Origin of the sequence: Cnuibacter physcomitrellae (assembly GCF_014640535.1) — a bacterium.
Lineage (GTDB): Bacteria > Actinomycetota > Actinomycetes > Actinomycetales > Microbacteriaceae > Cnuibacter > Cnuibacter physcomitrellae.
In genome coordinates this window covers 691,185-708,870 of record NZ_BMHD01000001.1, presented here as the reverse complement: position 1 = coordinate 708,870, position 17,686 = coordinate 691,185, and the positions used below count along the sequence as shown (strand labels likewise).

Annotated in this window: 18 protein-coding genes; 15 read left to right on the top strand and 3 right to left on the bottom strand. The window is 70.3% G+C overall.

Going from position 1 to position 17,686, the window contains the following annotated elements; translation table 11 throughout:
• Nucleotides 1–14 precede the first annotated feature (14 nt).
• The 5 genes from atpA to IEX69_RS03380 all read left to right on the top strand — a co-directional run bounded on the left by atpA (nucleotide 15) and on the right by IEX69_RS03380 (nucleotide 5,117).
• Entirely contained in the window at nucleotides 15–1,652 is a 1,638-nt protein-coding gene (atpA, locus tag IEX69_RS03400; RefSeq protein ID WP_085019722.1) for a F0F1 ATP synthase subunit alpha, read from the top strand.
• A 3-nt stretch (nucleotides 1,653–1,655) separates the two neighbouring features.
• Nucleotides 1,656–2,555: a F0F1 ATP synthase subunit gamma gene (locus IEX69_RS03395; RefSeq protein ID WP_085019721.1), complete on the top strand. Its 900-nt coding sequence runs from the start codon at nucleotides 1,656–1,658 to the stop codon at nucleotides 2,553–2,555.
• 17 nt (nucleotides 2,556–2,572) lie between these two features.
• Nucleotides 2,573–4,036, top strand: a complete 1,464-nt coding sequence (gene atpD / locus IEX69_RS03390; RefSeq protein ID WP_085019720.1) for a F0F1 ATP synthase subunit beta — start codon at nucleotides 2,573–2,575, stop codon at nucleotides 4,034–4,036.
• Nucleotides 4,037–4,038: 2 nt separating this feature from the next.
• Nucleotides 4,039–4,305, top strand: coding sequence for a F0F1 ATP synthase subunit epsilon (locus tag IEX69_RS03385; protein ID WP_085019719.1), 267 nt, complete (start codon nucleotides 4,039–4,041; stop codon nucleotides 4,303–4,305).
• A 71-nt stretch (nucleotides 4,306–4,376) separates the two neighbouring features.
• Nucleotides 4,377–5,117: a YaaA family protein gene (locus IEX69_RS03380; RefSeq protein WP_085019718.1), complete on the top strand. Its 741-nt coding sequence runs from the start codon at nucleotides 4,377–4,379 to the stop codon at nucleotides 5,115–5,117.
• 374 nt (nucleotides 5,118–5,491) lie between these two features.
• On the opposite strand, the gene IEX69_RS03375 is transcribed toward IEX69_RS03380, so the two are convergent.
• Nucleotides 5,492–6,115 (bottom strand): methylated-DNA--[protein]-cysteine S-methyltransferase, encoded by a 624-nt coding sequence (locus tag IEX69_RS03375; RefSeq protein ID WP_085019717.1) that lies wholly within the window; start codon nucleotides 6,113–6,115, stop codon nucleotides 5,492–5,494.
• Nucleotides 6,116–6,122: 7 nt separating this feature from the next.
• Nucleotides 6,123–6,653: a methylated-DNA--[protein]-cysteine S-methyltransferase gene (locus IEX69_RS03370; protein WP_174604443.1), complete on the bottom strand. Its 531-nt coding sequence runs from the start codon at nucleotides 6,651–6,653 to the stop codon at nucleotides 6,123–6,125.
• A 113-nt stretch (nucleotides 6,654–6,766) separates the two neighbouring features.
• Between IEX69_RS03370 and IEX69_RS03365 the strand changes: the two genes are divergently transcribed.
• The 5 genes from IEX69_RS03365 (at nucleotide 6,767) to rbfA (ending at nucleotide 13,363) form a co-directional block, all read left to right on the top strand.
• Nucleotides 6,767–8,530, top strand: a complete 1,764-nt coding sequence (locus IEX69_RS03365) for a proline--tRNA ligase (RefSeq protein ID WP_085019715.1) — start codon at nucleotides 6,767–6,769, stop codon at nucleotides 8,528–8,530.
• Between the two features lie 85 nt (nucleotides 8,531–8,615).
• The gene (gene nusA, locus IEX69_RS03360; RefSeq protein ID WP_085019714.1) at nucleotides 8,616–9,611 is read left to right on the top strand and encodes a transcription termination factor NusA; all 996 of its coding nucleotides are present in this window, start codon (nucleotides 8,616–8,618) and stop codon (nucleotides 9,609–9,611) included.
• Nucleotides 9,612–9,677: 66 nt separating this feature from the next.
• Nucleotides 9,678–9,947 (top strand): YlxR family protein, encoded by a 270-nt coding sequence (locus IEX69_RS03355; RefSeq protein WP_085019713.1) that lies wholly within the window; start codon nucleotides 9,678–9,680, stop codon nucleotides 9,945–9,947.
• 74 nt (nucleotides 9,948–10,021) lie between these two features.
• Nucleotides 10,022–12,844 (top strand): translation initiation factor IF-2, encoded by a 2,823-nt coding sequence (infB, locus tag IEX69_RS03350; protein WP_085019712.1) that lies wholly within the window; start codon nucleotides 10,022–10,024, stop codon nucleotides 12,842–12,844.
• 72 nt (nucleotides 12,845–12,916) lie between these two features.
• Nucleotides 12,917–13,363, top strand: coding sequence for a 30S ribosome-binding factor RbfA (gene rbfA / locus IEX69_RS03345; protein ID WP_085019711.1), 447 nt, complete (start codon nucleotides 12,917–12,919; stop codon nucleotides 13,361–13,363).
• Here rbfA and IEX69_RS03340 read toward each other — a convergent pair.
• Nucleotides 13,333–14,250, bottom strand: a complete 918-nt coding sequence (locus IEX69_RS03340; RefSeq protein ID WP_229756216.1) for an iron-sulfur binding domain-containing protein — start codon at nucleotides 14,248–14,250, stop codon at nucleotides 13,333–13,335. The genes rbfA and IEX69_RS03340 overlap by 31 nt on opposite strands.
• A 38-nt stretch (nucleotides 14,251–14,288) precedes the next feature.
• Between IEX69_RS03340 and IEX69_RS20790 the strand changes: the two genes are divergently transcribed.
• The 5 genes from IEX69_RS20790 to IEX69_RS03320 all read left to right on the top strand — a co-directional run bounded on the left by IEX69_RS20790 (nucleotide 14,289) and on the right by IEX69_RS03320 (nucleotide 17,683).
• Nucleotides 14,289–14,891 carry a nucleoside/nucleotide kinase family protein gene (locus IEX69_RS20790; RefSeq protein WP_085019710.1) on the top strand — a complete coding sequence of 201 codons (603 nt, stop codon included), beginning with the start codon at nucleotides 14,289–14,291 and terminating at the stop codon, nucleotides 14,889–14,891.
• Nucleotides 14,892–14,956: 65 nt separating this feature from the next.
• The gene (gene truB / locus IEX69_RS20785) at nucleotides 14,957–15,877 is read left to right on the top strand and encodes a tRNA pseudouridine(55) synthase TruB (protein WP_085021447.1); all 921 of its coding nucleotides are present in this window, start codon (nucleotides 14,957–14,959) and stop codon (nucleotides 15,875–15,877) included.
• A 1-nt stretch (nucleotide 15,878) separates the two neighbouring features.
• Nucleotides 15,879–16,247: a hypothetical protein gene (locus tag IEX69_RS03330; RefSeq protein ID WP_085019709.1), complete on the top strand. Its 369-nt coding sequence runs from the start codon at nucleotides 15,879–15,881 to the stop codon at nucleotides 16,245–16,247.
• Between the two features lie 66 nt (nucleotides 16,248–16,313).
• Complete coding sequence (locus tag IEX69_RS03325) at nucleotides 16,314–16,757, top strand: hypothetical protein (RefSeq protein WP_085019708.1); 444 nt, start codon at nucleotides 16,314–16,316, stop codon at nucleotides 16,755–16,757.
• Nucleotides 16,754–17,683 carry a bifunctional riboflavin kinase/FAD synthetase gene (locus tag IEX69_RS03320; protein ID WP_085019707.1) on the top strand — a complete coding sequence of 310 codons (930 nt, stop codon included), beginning with the start codon at nucleotides 16,754–16,756 and terminating at the stop codon, nucleotides 17,681–17,683. Before IEX69_RS03325 ends, IEX69_RS03320 begins: the two co-directional genes overlap by 4 nt.
• The last annotated feature ends 3 nt before the right edge of the window (nucleotides 17,684–17,686 follow it).

The following is a 17,686-nucleotide window of genomic DNA, read 5'->3' as shown; positions in this document are numbered from 1 at the left end:
GAAAAGGGATAACGATGGCTGAACTCACAATCCGCCCCGATGAGATCCGCGACGCCCTCAAGGACTTCGTCGCGGCCTACGAGCCCAGCAAGGCCTCGACCACCGAGGTCGGCTACGTGATCGACGCCGCCGACGGCATCGCTCACGTCGAGGGCCTGCCCGGCGTCATGGCCAACGAGCTGATCCGGTTCTCCGACGGCACCCTGGGCCTGGCCCAGAACCTCGACGAGGACGAGATCGGCGTCATCGTGCTGGGCGAGTTCTCCGGCATCGAGGAGGGCCAGGAGGTCACCCGCACGGGCGAGGTGCTCTCCGTGCCCGTGGGCGACGGCTACCTCGGCCGCGTGGTCGACCCGCTGGGCAACCCGATCGACGGCCTCGGCGAGATCGCCACGGAGGGTCGCCGTGAGCTCGAGCTCCAGGCGCCCGGCGTCATGCAGCGCAAGTCGGTGCACGAGCCGCTGCAGACCGGCATCAAGGCGATCGACGCGATGATCCCGGTCGGCCGCGGTCAGCGCCAGCTGATCATCGGCGACCGCCAGACCGGCAAGACCGCGATCGCGATCGACACGATCATCAACCAGAAGGCGAACTGGGAGTCCGGCGACGTCGACAAGCAGGTGCGCTGCATCTACGTCGCGATCGGCCAGAAGGGCTCGACCATCGCCTCGGTGAAGGGCGCGCTCGAGGACGCCGGTGCGATGGAGTACACCACCATCGTCGCCTCCCCGGCCTCCGACCCCGCGGGCTTCAAGTACCTCGCCCCCTACACCGGCTCGGCCATCGGCCAGCACTGGATGTACGGCGGCAAGCACGTCCTGATCATCTTCGACGACCTGTCGAAGCAGGCCGAGGCCTACCGCGCCGTGTCGCTCCTCCTCCGTCGTCCGCCGGGACGCGAGGCGTACCCCGGCGACGTCTTCTACCTGCACTCGCGTCTGCTCGAGCGCTGCGCGAAGCTGTCCGACGAGCTCGGACACGGCTCGATGACCGGTCTCCCGATCATCGAGACCAAGGCGAATGACGTCTCGGCGTACATCCCGACCAACGTGATCTCGATCACCGACGGCCAGATCTTCCTGCAGTCCGACCTCTTCAACGCCAACCAGCGTCCCGCGGTCGACGTCGGCATCTCGGTGTCCCGCGTCGGTGGTGACGCCCAGGTGAAGTCGATCAAGAAGGTCTCCGGCACGCTCAAGCTCGAGCTCGCCCAGTACCGCTCGCTCGAGGCGTTCGCGATGTTCGCCTCCGACCTCGACGCCGCGTCGCGTCGTCAGCTCGCCCGAGGCGCCCGCCTCACCGAGCTGCTGAAGCAGCCGCAGTACTCGCCGTTCCCGGTGGAGCAGCAGGTCGTCTCGATCTGGGCGGGCACCAACGGCAAGCTCGACGAGGTCCCGGTGGAGGACATCCTCCGCTTCGAGGCCGAGCTGCTCGACTACCTCGGTCGCAACACCGAGATCCTCACCACCCTCCGCGACACCAACGTGCTCGACGACGACACCGTCGCCGCGCTCGAGAAGGCGGTCGACGACTTCAAGCTCGAGTTCCAGACGGGCGAGGGCAAGCCGCTCGCCTCGGTGGGCAAGGAGCAGTTCGAGGCGACCGATCCGGAGGACGTCAACCAGGAGAAGATCGTGAAGGGGCGCCGCTAACCGATGGGAGCGCAGCTTCGGGTCTACCGGCAGAGGATTCGCTCTGCCCAGACGACCAAGAAGATCACGAAGGCGATGGAGCTCATCGCCGCCTCGCGCATCCAGAAGGCCCAGGCTCGCGTGGCGGCGTCGTCCCCGTACTCCCGTGCGGTGACGCGCGCCGTCTCGGCGGTCGCCACCTACTCCAACGTCGAGCACGTGCTCACCACGGAGCCGGAGCGGATCGAGCGCTCGGCCATCCTCATCCTCTCGAGCGACCGCGGTCTCGCGGGTGCGTTCAACTCGCAGGTGCTGCGTGAGGCGGAGGAGCTGGCCGAGCTGCTGCGGAGCCAGGGCAAGGAGGTGGTGTACTACCTCGTCGGGCGCAAGGCCGCCGGGTACTTCACCTTCCGTCGCCGTGCGTCGGAGCAGCAGTGGGTCGGTGAGACCGACGTGCCGGAGTTCGACCTCGCGAAGTCGATCGGCGACCGTCTGCTCGAGGACTTCCTCAAGCCGGCCTCCGAGGGCGGCGTCGACGAGATCCACATCGTCTACAACCGCTTCGTCAGCATGCTGACGCAGACCCCTGAGGTCGTGCGTCTCCTGCCGCTCGAGGTCGTCGAGGGCGCGGAGGAGCCGACGGCTCAGGTGCTGCCGCTCTACGAGTTCGAGCCGGATGTCGGCACCGTCCTCGACGCGCTGCTCCCGGTCTACATCGAGAGCCGGATCTTCAACGCGCTCCTGCAGTCCGCGGCCGCCAAGCAGGCCGCGACGCAGAAGGCGATGAAGGCGGCGAGCGACAACGCCGACACGCTCATCCTCAACTACACCCGGCTGGCGAACAACGCCCGCCAGTCCGAGATCACGCAGCAGATCTCCGAGATCGTCGGTGGGGCAGACGCCTTGTCCCACACCAAGAAGTAACGAGAAAGAGAAGGCACATGACTGACACCGCCATCGCGCCGGCAGCCACCGCCGGCTCCGGCGGGGCCGCCGGGCGCATCGCGCGCGTGACGGGCCCCGTCGTCGACATCGAGTTCCCCCACGACTCGATCCCCGAGGTCTACAACGCCTTGAAGACCACGATCACCATCGGTGAGAACAGCACCGAGATCACGCTCGAGGTCGCTCAGCACCTCGGCGACGACCTCGTCCGTGCCATCGCGCTGAAGCCCACCGACGGTCTCGTGCGCGGCCAGGAGGTCCGCGACACCGGTGCGCCGATCTCGGTGCCCGTGGGCGACGTCACCAAGGGCAAGGTCTTCAACGTCACCGGTGAGATCCTCAACGCCGAGCCCGGCGAGACCGTGGAGATCACCGAGCGCTGGCCGATCCACCGCAAGCCCCCGGCGTTCGACCAGCTCGAGTCGAAGACCCAGCTGTTCGAGACCGGCATCAAGGTCATCGACCTGCTGACCCCGTACGTGCAGGGTGGCAAGATCGGCCTCTTCGGTGGTGCGGGCGTCGGCAAGACGGTCCTCATCCAGGAGATGATCCAGCGCGTCGCCCAGGACCACGGTGGTGTGTCGGTGTTCGCCGGTGTCGGCGAGCGCACCCGTGAGGGCAACGACCTCATCCACGAGATGGAGGAGGCGGGCGTCTTCGACAAGACCGCGCTCGTCTTCGGCCAGATGGACGAGCCGCCGGGAACGCGTCTCCGCGTCGCCCTCTCGGCGCTGACCATGGCGGAGTACTTCCGCGATGTGCAGAACCAGGACGTGCTGCTCTTCATCGACAACATCTTCCGCTTCACGCAGGCGGGCTCCGAGGTGTCGACGCTGCTCGGCCGCATGCCCTCCGCGGTGGGCTACCAGCCGAACCTCGCCGACGAGATGGGTCTCCTCCAGGAGCGCATCACCTCGACGCGTGGTCACTCGATCACCTCGCTGCAGGCGATCTACGTGCCCGCCGACGACTACACCGACCCGGCGCCGGCGACCACGTTCGCGCACCTCGACGCCACGACCGAGCTCTCGCGTGAGATCGCGTCGAAGGGTCTGTACCCGGCGGTCGACCCGCTGACCTCGACCAGCCGCATCCTCGACCCCCGCTACCTGGGTGCCGACCACTACCGTGTGGCGACCGCGGTCAAGCAGATCCTTCAGAAGAACAAGGAGCTGCAGGAGATCATCGCGATCCTCGGTGTCGACGAGCTCTCCGAAGAGGACAAGATCACGGTGGCACGCGCCCGCCGCATCCAGCAGTTCCTCTCGCAGAACACCTACATGGCGAAGAAGTTCACGGGCGTCGAGGGCTCGACCGTCCCGCTGAAGGACACCATCGAGTCGTTCGACGCGATCGTCCGCGGTGACTTCGACAACGTGGCCGAGCAGGCGTTCTTCAACGTCGGCCCGATCACCGACGTCGAGGAGAAGTGGGCGAAGATCCAGAAGGAGAACGGCTGAGCATGGCGAACCCGCTTGCCGTCACCGTCGTCGCCGCCGATCGCGAGATCTGGAAGGGCGAGGCCTCGATGGTCGTCGCGAAGACCGTCGAGGGCGAGATCGGCATCCTCGCCGGTCACGAGCCGATGCTCGCGATCCTGGCCTCGGGTGAGGTGCGCGTGAACGCCTCGAGCGGCGAGCGCATCGTGGCCCGAGCGGATGACGGGTTCCTGTCGGTCGAGAACGACACGGTCACCGTGGTCGCCCGCGACGCGGAGCTCATCCGCTAGCTCGTCCCATCGCCGCACGATCGCCGCTCCGCCCTCGGGTGGGGCGGCGATCGTCGTCTGGAGGTCCTCTCATGCTGATCGTGCTCCCACCGTCGGAGACCAAGGTGGACGGGGGAGAGGGGGCGCCCCTCGACCTCGCCCTGCTCTCGTTCCCGCGTCTGACCCGGCCGCGACGGTCGCTGGTCGCAGCGGTGCGGCGCCTTGCCCGCCGACCGGAGGAGATGGCGGCCGCCCTGAAGCTGGGCCCTCGTCTCGCGTTCGAGATCGACCGCAATCGGGCGCTGGCGACCTCCCCGACGATGCCCGCGCTCGGGCGCTACACCGGGGTCCTCTACGACGCTCTCGACGCGGCGTCGCTGCCGAGCGCGGCGCTCGACTTCGCAGCCGGGCACCTCGCGATCCACTCGGCGCTCTTCGGTCTGGTCGGTGCGGCCGATCCGATCCCCGCCTACCGGCTCTCGCATGACTCGAAGCTGGAGCCGACCATCAAGTCGGTCTGGGGTTCGACGATCGCTCGCGAGCTCGGCGAGCGACCCGGGCTCGTCCTCGATCTGCGGTCGGAGGGGTACGTCGCGCTGGGGACCGCGAGCGGCAACGCCGACGCGCACTACCTCCACGTGGTGAGCGAGGGGCCGGACGGCGTCAAGCGCGCCCTCAATCACTTCAACAAGAAGGGCAAGGGGGAGTTCGCACGCGCGCTCCTCACCCAGGGCGAGGACTTCGCCTCGATCCCCGCCCTCCTCGACTGGGCCACGGCCACCGGCTTCCGCCTGACCTCCCGCCCGGACGGCTCCCTGGAGCTCGTCGTCTGAGCGACTGTGCGGCGTGAGGCCCAGGTGCATCGCCGTGTGCGCTCGATCAGCACACCCCTTCTGACCGCATCGCGCGCGAGGTGAGGGCTCCTGCTCTCACGGGCGACCGAGTGCTCACAAGGCGCGCCATCTCAGAGCACATGACGCGCGAAGTGAGCACTCGGTGGCCGCCCGAGGCTTCCCCGGCGGGCGACTGCTCAGCATGTGCGCTTTCCCTGAAGCAGTTCGCGCGAAGAGTGAGCACTCGATGGTCGGCCGTGTCTTCGCCTGCGGGCGGGTGAGTGCGCAGAATGTGCGCGTCTTCGGAGGCACTTCGCGCGAAGAGTGAGCACTCGATGCACTCCGAGGGCGACACCGGCGCGGGTTCGGAGGGGTTACAGGCTGACGGGGGCGGGGCGGCGGCGCGTCGGGGGCCAGCGGAAGGCGATGCCCTCGCCGTCCAGGAGCCACGCCTTCGTGACGTCGCCGTCGCCCTGGGAGTAGCCCGTCAGGCTCCCCGTCGACGACAGCACCCGATGGCACGGCACGAGGAGGGGGACCGGGTTCTGCCCGATCGCCCTCCCGACCGCTCGGCACGCGGCCGGTCGGCCGATGGCCTCGGCGAGAGCGCCGTACGTCGTGTGCCGTCCCCACTCGACGTCGGCGAGCGCGTCGAGCACGGAACGCTGGAAGTCGCTCACGGCCGGGCGCACGGGGAGCTCGAACCGACGCCGGGTGCCCGCGAAGTACGCCTCGATCTGCGCGACGGCCTCGTCGATCAGATCGGACCGGGAGACCGGATGGCCGTCGTGCGGGAGTCGCCCCGCCGTCTCGATGGCGACGCCGGTGATGGCCCGACCGTTGCTCACCACCTCCACCCGCCCGAGCGGCGACTCGAGGACTCCGCGATGCCGCACCTCGGGTGCGCGGGGCGGCCGCGTCCGGGCGGCGCCGGACGCCACCCGGCCGAGGTCTGCCGACGGGAACTCGGGGAACGGGGGCAGCTCGGCGGTCGACATGGCCCGCTCACGCGGCCACGCGGACGAACCCGGCGGCCTCCGCTCCGATCAGCCGTCCCTCGTGCACGACGTGGCCCTCGAGACGCAGCAGCGCGGTCTTCCACACGATCGCGTCCGCATCGACGCCGGTGAGACGCCCGTCGCTCGCCACGACGCGGTGCGTGCCCAGGACGAGCGGCGCGGGATGCGCGGCCACGGCCTGACCGACGGCGCGCGCCGACCCGGGACGCCCGATGAGCTCGGCGAGAGCGGCGTAGGTCGTGAGCTCACCCCATCCGATCTCGGTGACCGCGCTCCACACCGAGCACTGGAACGGCGTGCCCGTGGCCTCGCACGGGAGGGCGAGCGTGCGGGCGTCGCCGGAGAGGTAGGCGTCGAGGACGTCGTGGATCGGCCGGTTGCTCCCGTCGTCGTCGGCCGCGTCGCCGACCCGCCACGGCCTCAGGGCGTGGACGACTCCGTCGTGCGCCCGGACGAGGAGAGGACCGAAGGGTGTGTCGAAGCGACTGGTGCGGGGTGGGATCTGTCGTGTCTGCATGCGGACACCGTAGGGAGGCGGTGATCGGCGGCGGGTCCGCATCCGACATCTGTGGACGGGGAGCCGACGGATGCGATCCTGTGCAGGAATCGTGCCTCGCTAGACTCGAGGTCGTGTCCACACGCCTCTCCAGCTACTTCCTCCGTACGCTCCGCGAAGACCCCTCCGACGCCGAGGTCGCCAGCCACCGCCTCCTGGTGCGCGCCGGCTACATCCGCCGTCAGGCACCGGGGATCTTCGCCTGGCTGCCGCTGGGTCTGCGGGTGAAGGCCCGCATCGAGGCGATCATCCGCGAGGAGATGGCCGCCGCCGGGGCCTTCGAGGTGCACTTCCCGGCGCTCCTGCCGAAGGAGCCCTACGAGGTGACCGGACGATACGAGGAGTACGGCCCGGGGATGTTCCGGTTGAGCGACCGGAAGGACGCCGGATACGTCCTGGCGCCCACCCACGAGGAGGTCTTCACGCTCCTCGTCAAGGACCTCTACTCCAGCTACAAGGACCTCCCGCTCACGATCTTCCAGATCCAGGACAAGTACCGCGACGAGGCGCGTCCGCGCGCGGGCCTCCTGCGCGGCCGCGAGTTCACGATGAAGGACGCCTACTCGTTCGACTCCTCCGACGAGGGTCTCGACGCGTCCTACCAGGCGCAGCGCGACGCGTACGAGCGCATCTTCACGCGGCTCGGCCTGGAGTACGTCATCGTGCAGGCCGACGCCGGTGCGATGGGAGGGTCCAAGAGCGAGGAGTTCCTGCACCCGACCCCCGTGGGCGAGGACACCTTCGTGCGCTCGCCCGGAGGCTACGCCGCGAACGTCGAGGCGTTCACGACGGTGGCGCCCGAGCCCCGGTCGTTCGAGCACCTGACCCCGGCCGAGGTGCTCGACACCCCCGACACCCCCACCATCCAGACGCTGGTCGACCGGGCGAACGAGGCTCACCCGCGGCCCGACGGCAGGGCCTGGACCGCGGCCGACACGCTGAAGAACGTCGTCCTGGCCCTGGTGCACCTCGACGGACGTCGCGAGCTCGTCGTCGTCGGGCTGCCCGGTGACCGCGAGGTCGACATGAAGCGGGCCGAGGTGGCGTTCGCGCCCGCCGAGGTCGAGCCCGCCACCGAGGAGGACTTCGCGAAGCACCCCGGTCTGGTCAAGGGGTACATCGGACCCTGGTCCGCCGCCGGCCCCGTGCTCGGCGAGGAGTCGAGCACCGGCATCCGGTACCTCACCGATCCTCGTGTCGTGTCCGGGTCCGGCTGGATCACCGGCGCGAACGAGCACGGCAGGCACGTGTTCGGCCTCGTGGCGGGCCGTGACTTCACCTCCGACGGCACCGTCGAGGTGGCGGAGGTCAAGGCGGGCGACCCCGCTCCCGACGGCTCCGGCCCGGTGGAGCTCGCTCGCGGCATGGAGATCGGGCACGTCTTCCAGCTCGGCCGCAAGTACGCCGACGCCCTCGGGCTCAAGGTGCTCGACGAGAACGGGAAGCTCGTGACCGTGACCATGGGGTCGTACGGGATCGGCGTCACCCGCATCCTGGCGATCATCGCGGAGCTGAACAACGACGACAAGGGCCTGATCTGGCCCAAGACCGTCGCGCCCTTCGACGTGCACGTCATCGCGACGGGCAAGGAGGAGTCGATCTGGACCGCGGCGGAGGACGTCGTGGCGCAGCTCGAGGCGGCCGGTCTCGACGTGCTCTTCGACGACCGCCCGAAGGTCTCTCCCGGCGTGAAGTTCGGCGACGCCGAGCTGATCGGCGTGCCGACCATCGTGATCGTCGGCCGCGGTGTGGCCGACGGCGTGGTCGAGCTGTGGGATCGGGCCACGGGCGAGCGGACGAGCATCCCGCTCGATCAGGTCGCCGCCGCCATCGGGTAGGCCGGGGCGTCGGATCTCGGGTAGTCTGTCTGTTCGACCGCGGGCATCATCGGCGGTCATCAGATCTGAACAGAGGAGGCCGGGAATGGACATCGACCTCAGCGTCCTGCGGTTGCTGGAGCGCGAGCGCGAGATCCCCTTCGAGGAGCTCGTGTCGATCATCGAACAGGCCATCCTCACGGCGTACCTGAAGCACACGGATCGTCCCACGACCGTGAACGGCGTCGCCGCGGGCCGTGTGCACCTCGACCGCAAGACCGGGCACATCAGCATCTTCGTGCCCGAGTTCGACGAGGACGAGGTGCTGATCGGCGAGGCCGAGGAGAACCCGAGCGACTTCGGTCGCATCGCGGCGTTCGCCGCCAAGCAGGTGATCAACCAGCGGCTCCGCGACATCGCCGACGACCACGTGCTGGGCGAGTTCAAGGGTCGCGAGGGCGACATCGTCGCCGGGATCGTGCAGCAGGGCCCGAACCCGCGCATGGTGCACGTCGACCTCGGCTCGATCGAGGCGATCCTGCCGCCGGAGGAGCAGGTGCCCGGTGAGGAGTACGCGCACGGCTCCCGACTCCGCGTCTACGTGACCAGCGTGACGCGGGGGACCAAGGGGCCGTCCATCACGGTCTCCCGCACGCATCCGTCGCTGGTCCGCAAGCTCTTCGCGCTCGAGGTCCCCGAGATCGCCAGCGGCGTGGTCGAGATCGTGTCGCTGGCCCGCGAGGCGGGTCATCGCACGAAGATGGCCGTACGCGCCAAGGAGCCGGGAGTCAACGCCAAGGGCGCCTGCATCGGCGAGCTCGGTCAGCGCGTCCGCGCGGTGACCGCCGAGCTCGGCAACGAGAAGATCGACATCGTCGACTACTCCGACGACCTCGCCACCTTCGTGGCGAACGCGCTCTCTCCGGCCAAGGTCTCGAGCTCGTTCGTCATCGACGCGTCGACCAAGGCCGTCCGGGCCCTCGTGCCGGACTACCAGCTCTCGCTGGCCATCGGCAAGGAGGGCCAGAACGCCCGGCTCGCCGCCAAGCTGACCGGCGCGAAGATCGACATCCAGCCCGACTCCATCCTCGACGGCGACTGATCCCGGCCGGCCCGATCCGCCGTCGGCGTATCGTCGCTCCCGGCGGGGGCAGGAACATGGAGTAGTATGGAAGCCGTCAGAACGTGCGTCGGATGTCGCGCACGCGCTCCGCGGTCCTCTCTCGTGAGGTTCGTGGCCCGGGATCTGGTGCTCATCCTCGATGAGACGGCCACCCTTCCGGGTCGGGGCGCATGGCTTCATCCCTCACTCGACTGCTTCCACACCGCGATCCAGAGACGAGCCTTCGGGCGCGCGCTCCGCGTGCAGGGCCAGCTCGAGAGCACGAACGCAGAAACCAAGCTGAACGGCAGAGTGTCCACCATGAGTGACGACTGATGAGCGGCTCGAGATGAGTTCCGTCCGTTAACACCGGCTTGCCCTGTCTCGGGTGAGCCTGAGACAGGAGAGAAGTGGCTGCAAAACCACGCGTACATGAAGTCGCCGCCGAGCTCGGCGTCGACAGCAAGGTCGCCCTCGCGACCTTGAAGGAGATGGGTCAGTTCGTCAAGGGCCCGTCCTCGAGCATCGAGCCGCCGGTCGCCCGGCGACTTCGGGAGGCGCTGATCGCCTCCGGTGCCGGAGCCCAAAGCTCCGGTTCCTCGACCGCCGCGCCGGCGAAGCCCGGCGCGCGTCCGGGCGCTCCCACGCCCGGCCCCAAGGCGCCGACGCCCGGTCCGCAGCAGGCCCGCCCGCAGGGCGGCGCCCGTCCGGGCCCCGCCGCGCCCGCCTCGCAGCAGGCCGCCCCGGCGCCCGCCCCGCGTTCGGAGGCGCCTCGCGCCGAGGCTCCCCGTGCCGAGGCGCCGCAGTCCGAGGCCCCGCGCCAGGATGCGCCTCGCCGTGACGGCGATGCCCCGCGTCCGTCGGGTGCGGCGAAGCCGTCGTCCGACGCCCCGCGTCCCGGTGGCCCTCGCCCCGGTGCGCCGCGTCCGGGCAACAACCCGTTCGCGAGCCAGCAGGGCATGCAGCGTCCCGGCGCTCCGCGTCCCGGCAACAACCCGTTCTCCAGCCAGCAGGGCATGCCCCGTCCTGGCGGCGGCGGCGGTGCCGGCGGTGCGATCCCGCGTCCGCCGCGTCCGGGTGCTCCCCGTCCGGGTGCGCCTCGTCCCGGTGCTCCCCGTCCGGGTGCGCCTCGTCCCGGTGCCCCCCGTCCCGGTGGGTTCCAGGGCCGTCCCGGCGGTGCCGGCGGCGGTCGCCCCGGTGGTCCCGGTGCGGGTGCCGGTGCCGGTGGCTTCCAGCGTCCGGCTGGCGGCTTCGCCGGTCGTCCCGGTGGCGGCGGTCGCGGTCGTGGTCCCGGTGGTGGAACCGCCGGTGCGTTCGGTCGCGGTGGCGGCAAGAGCAAGGCACGCAAGTCGAAGCGGACGAAGAGGGCCGAGTTCGAGCTGAGGGCCGCCCCCTCGCTCGGCGGCGTCAGCGTCCCGCGCGGCGACGGCTCGACGGTCATCCGTCTGCGTCGCGGTGCCTCGATCACCGACTTCGCCGACAAGATCGACGCCAGCCCCGGCAACCTGGTGACCGTGCTGTTCCACCTCGGTGAGATGGCCACGGCGACCGAGTCGCTCGACGAGGCCACCTTCGAGGTGCTCGGCGAGGAGCTCGGCTACAAGATCCAGATGGTCTCCCCGGAGGACGAGGACCGCGAGCTGCTCGAGGGCTTCGACATCGATCTCGACCAGGAGCTCGAGGACGAGACCGACGAGGACCTCGAGATCCGTCCGCCGGTCGTCACCGTCATGGGTCACGTCGACCACGGTAAGACGCGCCTGCTCGACGCCATCCGCAACGCGAACGTGGTGGCGGGCGAGGCCGGCGGCATCACCCAGCACATCGGTGCGTACCAGGTGGCCGTCGAGCACGATTCCGTCGAGCGCAAGATCACCTTCATCGACACCCCGGGTCACGAGGCGTTCACCGCCATGCGTGCCCGTGGTGCCCAGGTGACCGACATCGCGATCCTCGTGGTCGCGGCCGACGACGGCATCATGCCGCAGACCATCGAGGCGCTGAACCACGCGCAGGCCGCAGGCCTGCCGATCGTGGTCGCGGTGAACAAGGTCGACAAGCCGGATGCGAACCCCGCGAAGGTCCGTCAGCAGCTCACCGAGTACAACCTGGTGGCCGAGGAGTACGGCGGCGACACCATGTTCGTCGACGTGTCGGCGCGCGAGAACATCGGCATCCAGGACCTCCTGGACGCCGTGCTCCTCACGGCCGACGCAGGGCTCGACCTGCGCGCGAACCCGAACAAGGATGCGCGAGGCGTCGCCATCGAGGCGAAGCTCGACAAGGGCCGCGGCTCGGTCGCGACCGTCCTCATCCAGTCCGGGACGCTGCACGTCGGAGATGCGATCGTCGCCGGCACGGCGTACGGCCGTGTGCGTGCGATGGTCGACGAGAACGGCGAGCCCGTGGCGGAGGCGACCCCGTCGCGTCCGGTGCAGGTGCAGGGTCTGTCGAGCGTCCCGCGCGCCGGTGACACCTTCATCGTCACCGACGAGGACCGCACCGCCCGCCAGATCGCCGAGAAGCGTGAGGCTGCGGAGCGCAACGCGTCGCTGGCCAAGGCCCGCAAGCGGATCTCGCTCGAGGACTTCACCCGTGCTCTCGAGGAGGGCAAGGTCGAGGCGCTCAACCTCATCATCAAGGGCGACGTGTCCGGTGCCGTCGAGGCGCTGGAGGAGTCGCTGCTCAAGATCGAGGTCGACGAGTCGGTCCAGCTGCGGATCATCCACCGCGGTGTGGGTGCCGTCACCGAGTCCGACGTCAACCTGGCGACGGTCGACAACGCGATCATCATCGGGTTCAACGTCCGCCCCGACACGAAGGCGCGCGAGCGCGCCGCCCGTGAGGGTGTCGACATCCGCTTCTACTCGGTCATCTACAACGCGCTCGAGGACATCGAGAACTCGCTCAAGGGCATGCTCAAGCCCGAGTTCGAAGAGGTCCAGTCGGGTGTCGCGGAGATCCGCGAGGTGTTCCGCTCGTCGAAGTGGGGCAACATCGCGGGTGCGATCGTCCGCTCCGGCACGATCACCCGCAACGCCAAGGCTCGCGTCATCCGCGACGGCGTCGTGCTGGCCGACGGACTCGCGATCGAGTCGCTGCGTCGGTTCAAGGACGACGTCACCGAGGTCCGCACGGACTTCGAGTGCGGTATCGGCCTCGGCAAGTACAACGACATCCAGATCGGCGACGAGATCGAGACGATCGAGCTTCGCGAGAAGCCGCGCGTCTAGAGCACGCTCATGAGACGGGCGGTCCCAGCGATGGGGCCGCCCGTTTCGGGTACACGCAAGGAGGCACAGGACATGGTGGACCAGGCACGAGCCAGGAAGATGGCCGACCGCATCAAGGAGATCGTCGCGAAGCGGCTCGACAGGGGGCTGCGTGATCCGCGCCTCGGGTTCGTCACCATCACGGATGTGCGGGTGACCGGCGACCTGCAGCACGCCTCGATCTTCTACACGGTGTACGGCACCGATCAGGAGCGGGCCGACTCGGCCGCCGCCCTCAAGGCGGCGACGGGCATGCTCCGCACCGAGGTCGGTCGCAACATCACCGCGAGGCTGACGCCGTCGCTCGAGTTCATCGCCGATGCGATCCCCGAGAACGCGCAGCACATCGAGGGCCTGCTGGCCGAGGCGCACGCTCGGGACGCCGAGGTGGAGTCGCTCGCGAAGTCGGCGAGCTACGCCGGCGAAGAGGACCCGTACGTGAAGCCGCGTCAGGCCGACGAGGACGACGACGAGGACTGAGCGAGTCCGGGCAGCTGGAACCGTCCGTCGGGGGCCTGCTCGAGCAGGCCGTCGGTGAGGAGTCCATCCAGGGCTCGTCCGAACCGGGCCACGTCGGGGAGGGCGAGCCTGAGCGCCGCCTCCCCGACCGGCGCGTCCGCATCGCGGACCGCGGCGAGCAGGATCCCGCGGGCCTGCCTGTCGGAGCCCTCGTAGCGCTTCTGCACGGGTCGGCGCGCGACCTCGTCCTCGGGGTAACCTCGCCGTCTCCAGGCGCAGACCGTCGCCACCGGACAGGTCTCGCACCGCGGTGAGCGGGCGGTGCAGGTCAGAGCCCCGAGCTCCATCATCCCCGCGTTGAACCGGGTCGAGTCGACGACGTCGGCGGGGAGGAGTGCGTCCATCGCCGCGAGGTCGCGTCGGGCGCTCGGGGCGGCGGCGTCCGGGGCTCCCTCGACCGCGCGGGCGATCACGCGCCGCACGTTCGTGTCGACCACGGGGGCGCGTCGCCCGTAGGCGAACACCGCCACGGCGCGCGCGGTGTAGTCGCCGATGCCGGGGAGCGACAGCAGGTCCTCGACGTCGTCGGGCACGCGCCCGTCGAAGCGCTCGACGATCGCCACCGCGCAGGCGTGCAACCGGAGCGCTCGGCGCGGATAGCCGAGGGACCGCCACATCCGGACGGCCTCGCCGGGTGCATCCGCGGCCAGGTCGCGAGGCTCGGGCCAGCGCTCGAGCCACTCCGCCAGACGGGGGACGACCCGGACCACGGGCGTCTGCTGCAGCATGATCTCCGAGACCAGGGTGCCCCACGGGCTGAAGCCGGGTCGTCGCCAGGGGAGATCGCGGGCCTCGAGGGCGAACCACTCGATCACCGCATCCTGGAGGTCGGTTCGGGCGCTCGGCACCCGACCACTGTACGCATCGCCGCTCGTACACTGGATCCATGGAGCTCGAGACCACTCCCGCCTCGCTGCTGGCCGACGGGCTCGCCGCCGAGATCACCCACAACTACGGTCGCGGACGCATCGCTGTCGCGGTCGACGGGATCGCGGGCACCCGGCCGATCGCCGACGAGCTGGCCCATGCCTTCCGGCGCGACGGGCGCCAGGTGGTCCGCGCGAGCCTCGACGACTTCCGGATGCCCGCCGAGCGCGTGCCGGCCACGGCCGCGGGGGAGTACTTCGATCGCTACGACGTCCCGACGCTTCAGCGGGTGCTGCTCGCGCCCTTCAAGCTGGGGGGCAGCACCGGCTTCCAGCTCCGGGCGTTCGACGCCGAGCGCGACACCGTCGCGGAGTCGGCCTGGACCACCGCCGGCCCCGACGCCTACCTGGTGCTCGATGGGCCGTTCCTGCAGCGTCCCGGCCTGCGCGGGCGGTTCAACGCGACCGTCTACGTCGAGACGCGCTGGGCGGACGTGCCCGAGGTGCTCCGGGGCGCGGACGAGCTCTACCAGGCGGAGGCGGGACCGCGCTTCGGCGCCACGGCGATCGTCGACGCGGCCGATCCGGCGCATCCGCGTCGTGTCTTCGCCGACAGCTGCTGACGGCGGGTGCTCCGCCCACGGGCGCGGACGATGCTCGGCCGTCAGCTGTTAGCGTTGCTCGGGTGATCGCACCCCCGGCGCCGCAGAGCGGCATCCTGCTCGTCGACAAGCCCCAGGGGATCACCAGCCACGATGTCGTCGCTCGCGCCCGGCGTGCCCTCGGAACGCGCAAGGTGGGCCACGCCGGGACGCTCGACCCCATGGCGACGGGGCTCCTCGTCTTGGGCGTCGGCGCGTCGACGCGGCTCCTCACGTACGTCGTAGGGCTCGGCAAGGAGTACCGGGCGACCGTCCGGCTCGGCGCCTCCACGGTGAGCGACGACGCCGACGGCGAGGTCGTCGCCTGGGCGCCGAGCCGGACGGTGTCCGATGCCGCGATCGACGCGGCCTTCGCCGGTCAGGTCGGCGACGTCCAGCAGGTGCCGAGCGCCGTGAGCGCGATCAAGGTCGACGGCCGGCGGGCGTACGCGCGCGTGCGGGCGGGGGAGGACGTGGAGCTCGCGCCGCGCTCGGTGACCATCGAGTCGATCACGCGGACCGCCGAGCCCCGGCGTCTCGTCGTCGACGGACACGACGTGATCGACGTCGACATCGTGGTGCGCTGCTCCTCCGGGACGTACATCCGTGCGATCGCGCGCGACGCGGGGACGTCCCTGGGGGTCGGCGGCCACCTCACGGCGCTCCGGCGGACGGCCATCGGCCCGTTCGCGGTCACGGAGGCGGTCGACGGCGCGAGCCTGCCGGACGAGAGGCCGGAGCTGCTCGGCGCCGCCGCGACCGCGGAACGGCTCTTCCCGGTGGTGCGTCTCGACGCCGTCGGTGCCGTGGCGTTGAGCCAGGGCAAACGGATCCCGGTGGAGCACTCCGACACAGCCGGGCCGGTGGCCGCGATCGCCGAGGACGGGCGTCTCATCGGTCTCGTCCGGGTCGACCGGGGCATCGCGCGCACGCTCGTCAACTTCCCGACCGACGGGGCGGAGGGCTGACGTGGTCGTCTGGTTCAGCATCGCGCAGGTCCTGATCGCCGTGGCAGCGGGCATCCTCTGCGTCGTCCTCGGCCTCCTGCGACGCGTGCCGAGCGACCTCACGATGGGCGCCCTGGCGCTGGTGGAGCTGCTGCTGATCGTGCAGCTCGTCGTGACATTCATCGCGCCCGCGGTCGGCAACCCGCCGAGCGGGGACCCCCTCGAGTTCTACGTGTACCTGGTGTCGGCCATCCTGCTGCCGATCGCCGGCGGCTTCTGGGCGCTCGTCGAGCGGAGTCGGTGGAGCACGGTGGTCATCGGCGCCGTGTGCCTGGCCATCGCGGTCATGGTCTGGCGCATGAACCAGATCTGGCTCGTCCAGGGCGTCTGACCGGCCTCGGCGCACAGGGCGCGGGCCGCCGAGCGGAACGGGCGATGGCCTAGACTCGTATCCGCCATGGCGACCCAGAACCCCGCAGCTCCCGTCGAGAGCACTCCGAAGCAGCGTCGTCCTCGCGCCAGGGGCATCGGCCTGGTGCTCGTCGTCGTGTACGGCATCCTCGCCCTCGCCGCGACCGGGCGCTCGTTCGTCCAGATCGTGCGGGAGTTCGACGACGCGCCCGTCGCGTACTCGCTCTCGGCCCTGGCGGCCGTCGTCTACATCGTGGCCACCATCGCCCTGATCGCGCCCGGACGGGTCTGGTACCGGGTGGCGTGGATCACCATCTCCTTCGAGCTGGTGGGCGTGCTCACGGTCGGCACTCTGAGCCTCACGCATCCCGAGCTCTTCGCCCACGCGTCCGTGTGGTCCTGGTTCGGGATGGGCTACCTGTTCGTGCCCCTGGTGCTGCCCGTGCTCGGGATGCTCTGGCTCTACCGCACGAGGCGGTCGCAGGCATGAAGGTCTTCCGGTCGCTCGAGGAGGTCCCGAGCGGGTTCGGACCGAGCGCCGTCACGATCGGCAAGTTCGACGGCCTCCACCGCGGACATCGAGCCGTCATCGACGAGCTCGTGGGCGTCGCCCGCCGACGCGGTCTGACGAGCGTCGTGGTGACGTTCGACCGCCATCCCCTCGCGCACCTCGATCCCGCCGCCCGTCCGGCGCCCCTGGTGAGCAACGCCCAGCGGCTCGACCTCATCGCCGAGGCCGGGGTCGAGGCGACGCTCCTGCTGCCCTTCGACGCCACGCTCGCCGCGATGAGCCCGGAGGAGTTCGCCGCCCGGGTCCTCCGCGACGTCTGCGGAGCCCAGTTCGTCATGGTCGGCGAGGACTTCCGCTTCGGGGCGAAGGGCGCGGGGTCCATCGACACGCTGCGGAGCCTGGCCCCGGCACTCGGCTTCGAGGTCGACGTCGTCGCCGACGTGCGGCCGGAGGGCGACCGAAAGGTGTCGTCGACCTGGATCCGCGAGCTGCTCGCCGAGGGCGACGTGGAGGGCGCGACGGAGCTGCTCGGGCGGGCCCCCTCGGTGCGCGGCGTGGTCGTGCACGGGGCCGCCCGCGGACGCGAGCTCGGCTACCCGACGGCGAACCTCTCCCCGGACTGCGAGGGGCTGATCCCCGACGACGGCGTCTACGCCGGCACGCTCACCGACGGCGACCGGGTGTACCCGGCCGCGATCTCCGTGGGCAGCAACCCGACCTTCGAGGGCGTGCCTCCCAAGCAGGTGGAGGCCTACGTGCTCGACCGCGAGCTCGACCTGTACGACCATCTCGTCGAGGTCGCCTTCCTGCACCGCGTGCGCGGTCAGGTGCGCTTCACGGGGGTCGAGCCGCTCATCGCGCAGATGGACGACGACGTCCGGCGCATCCGCGAGATGCTCTCGTGACGC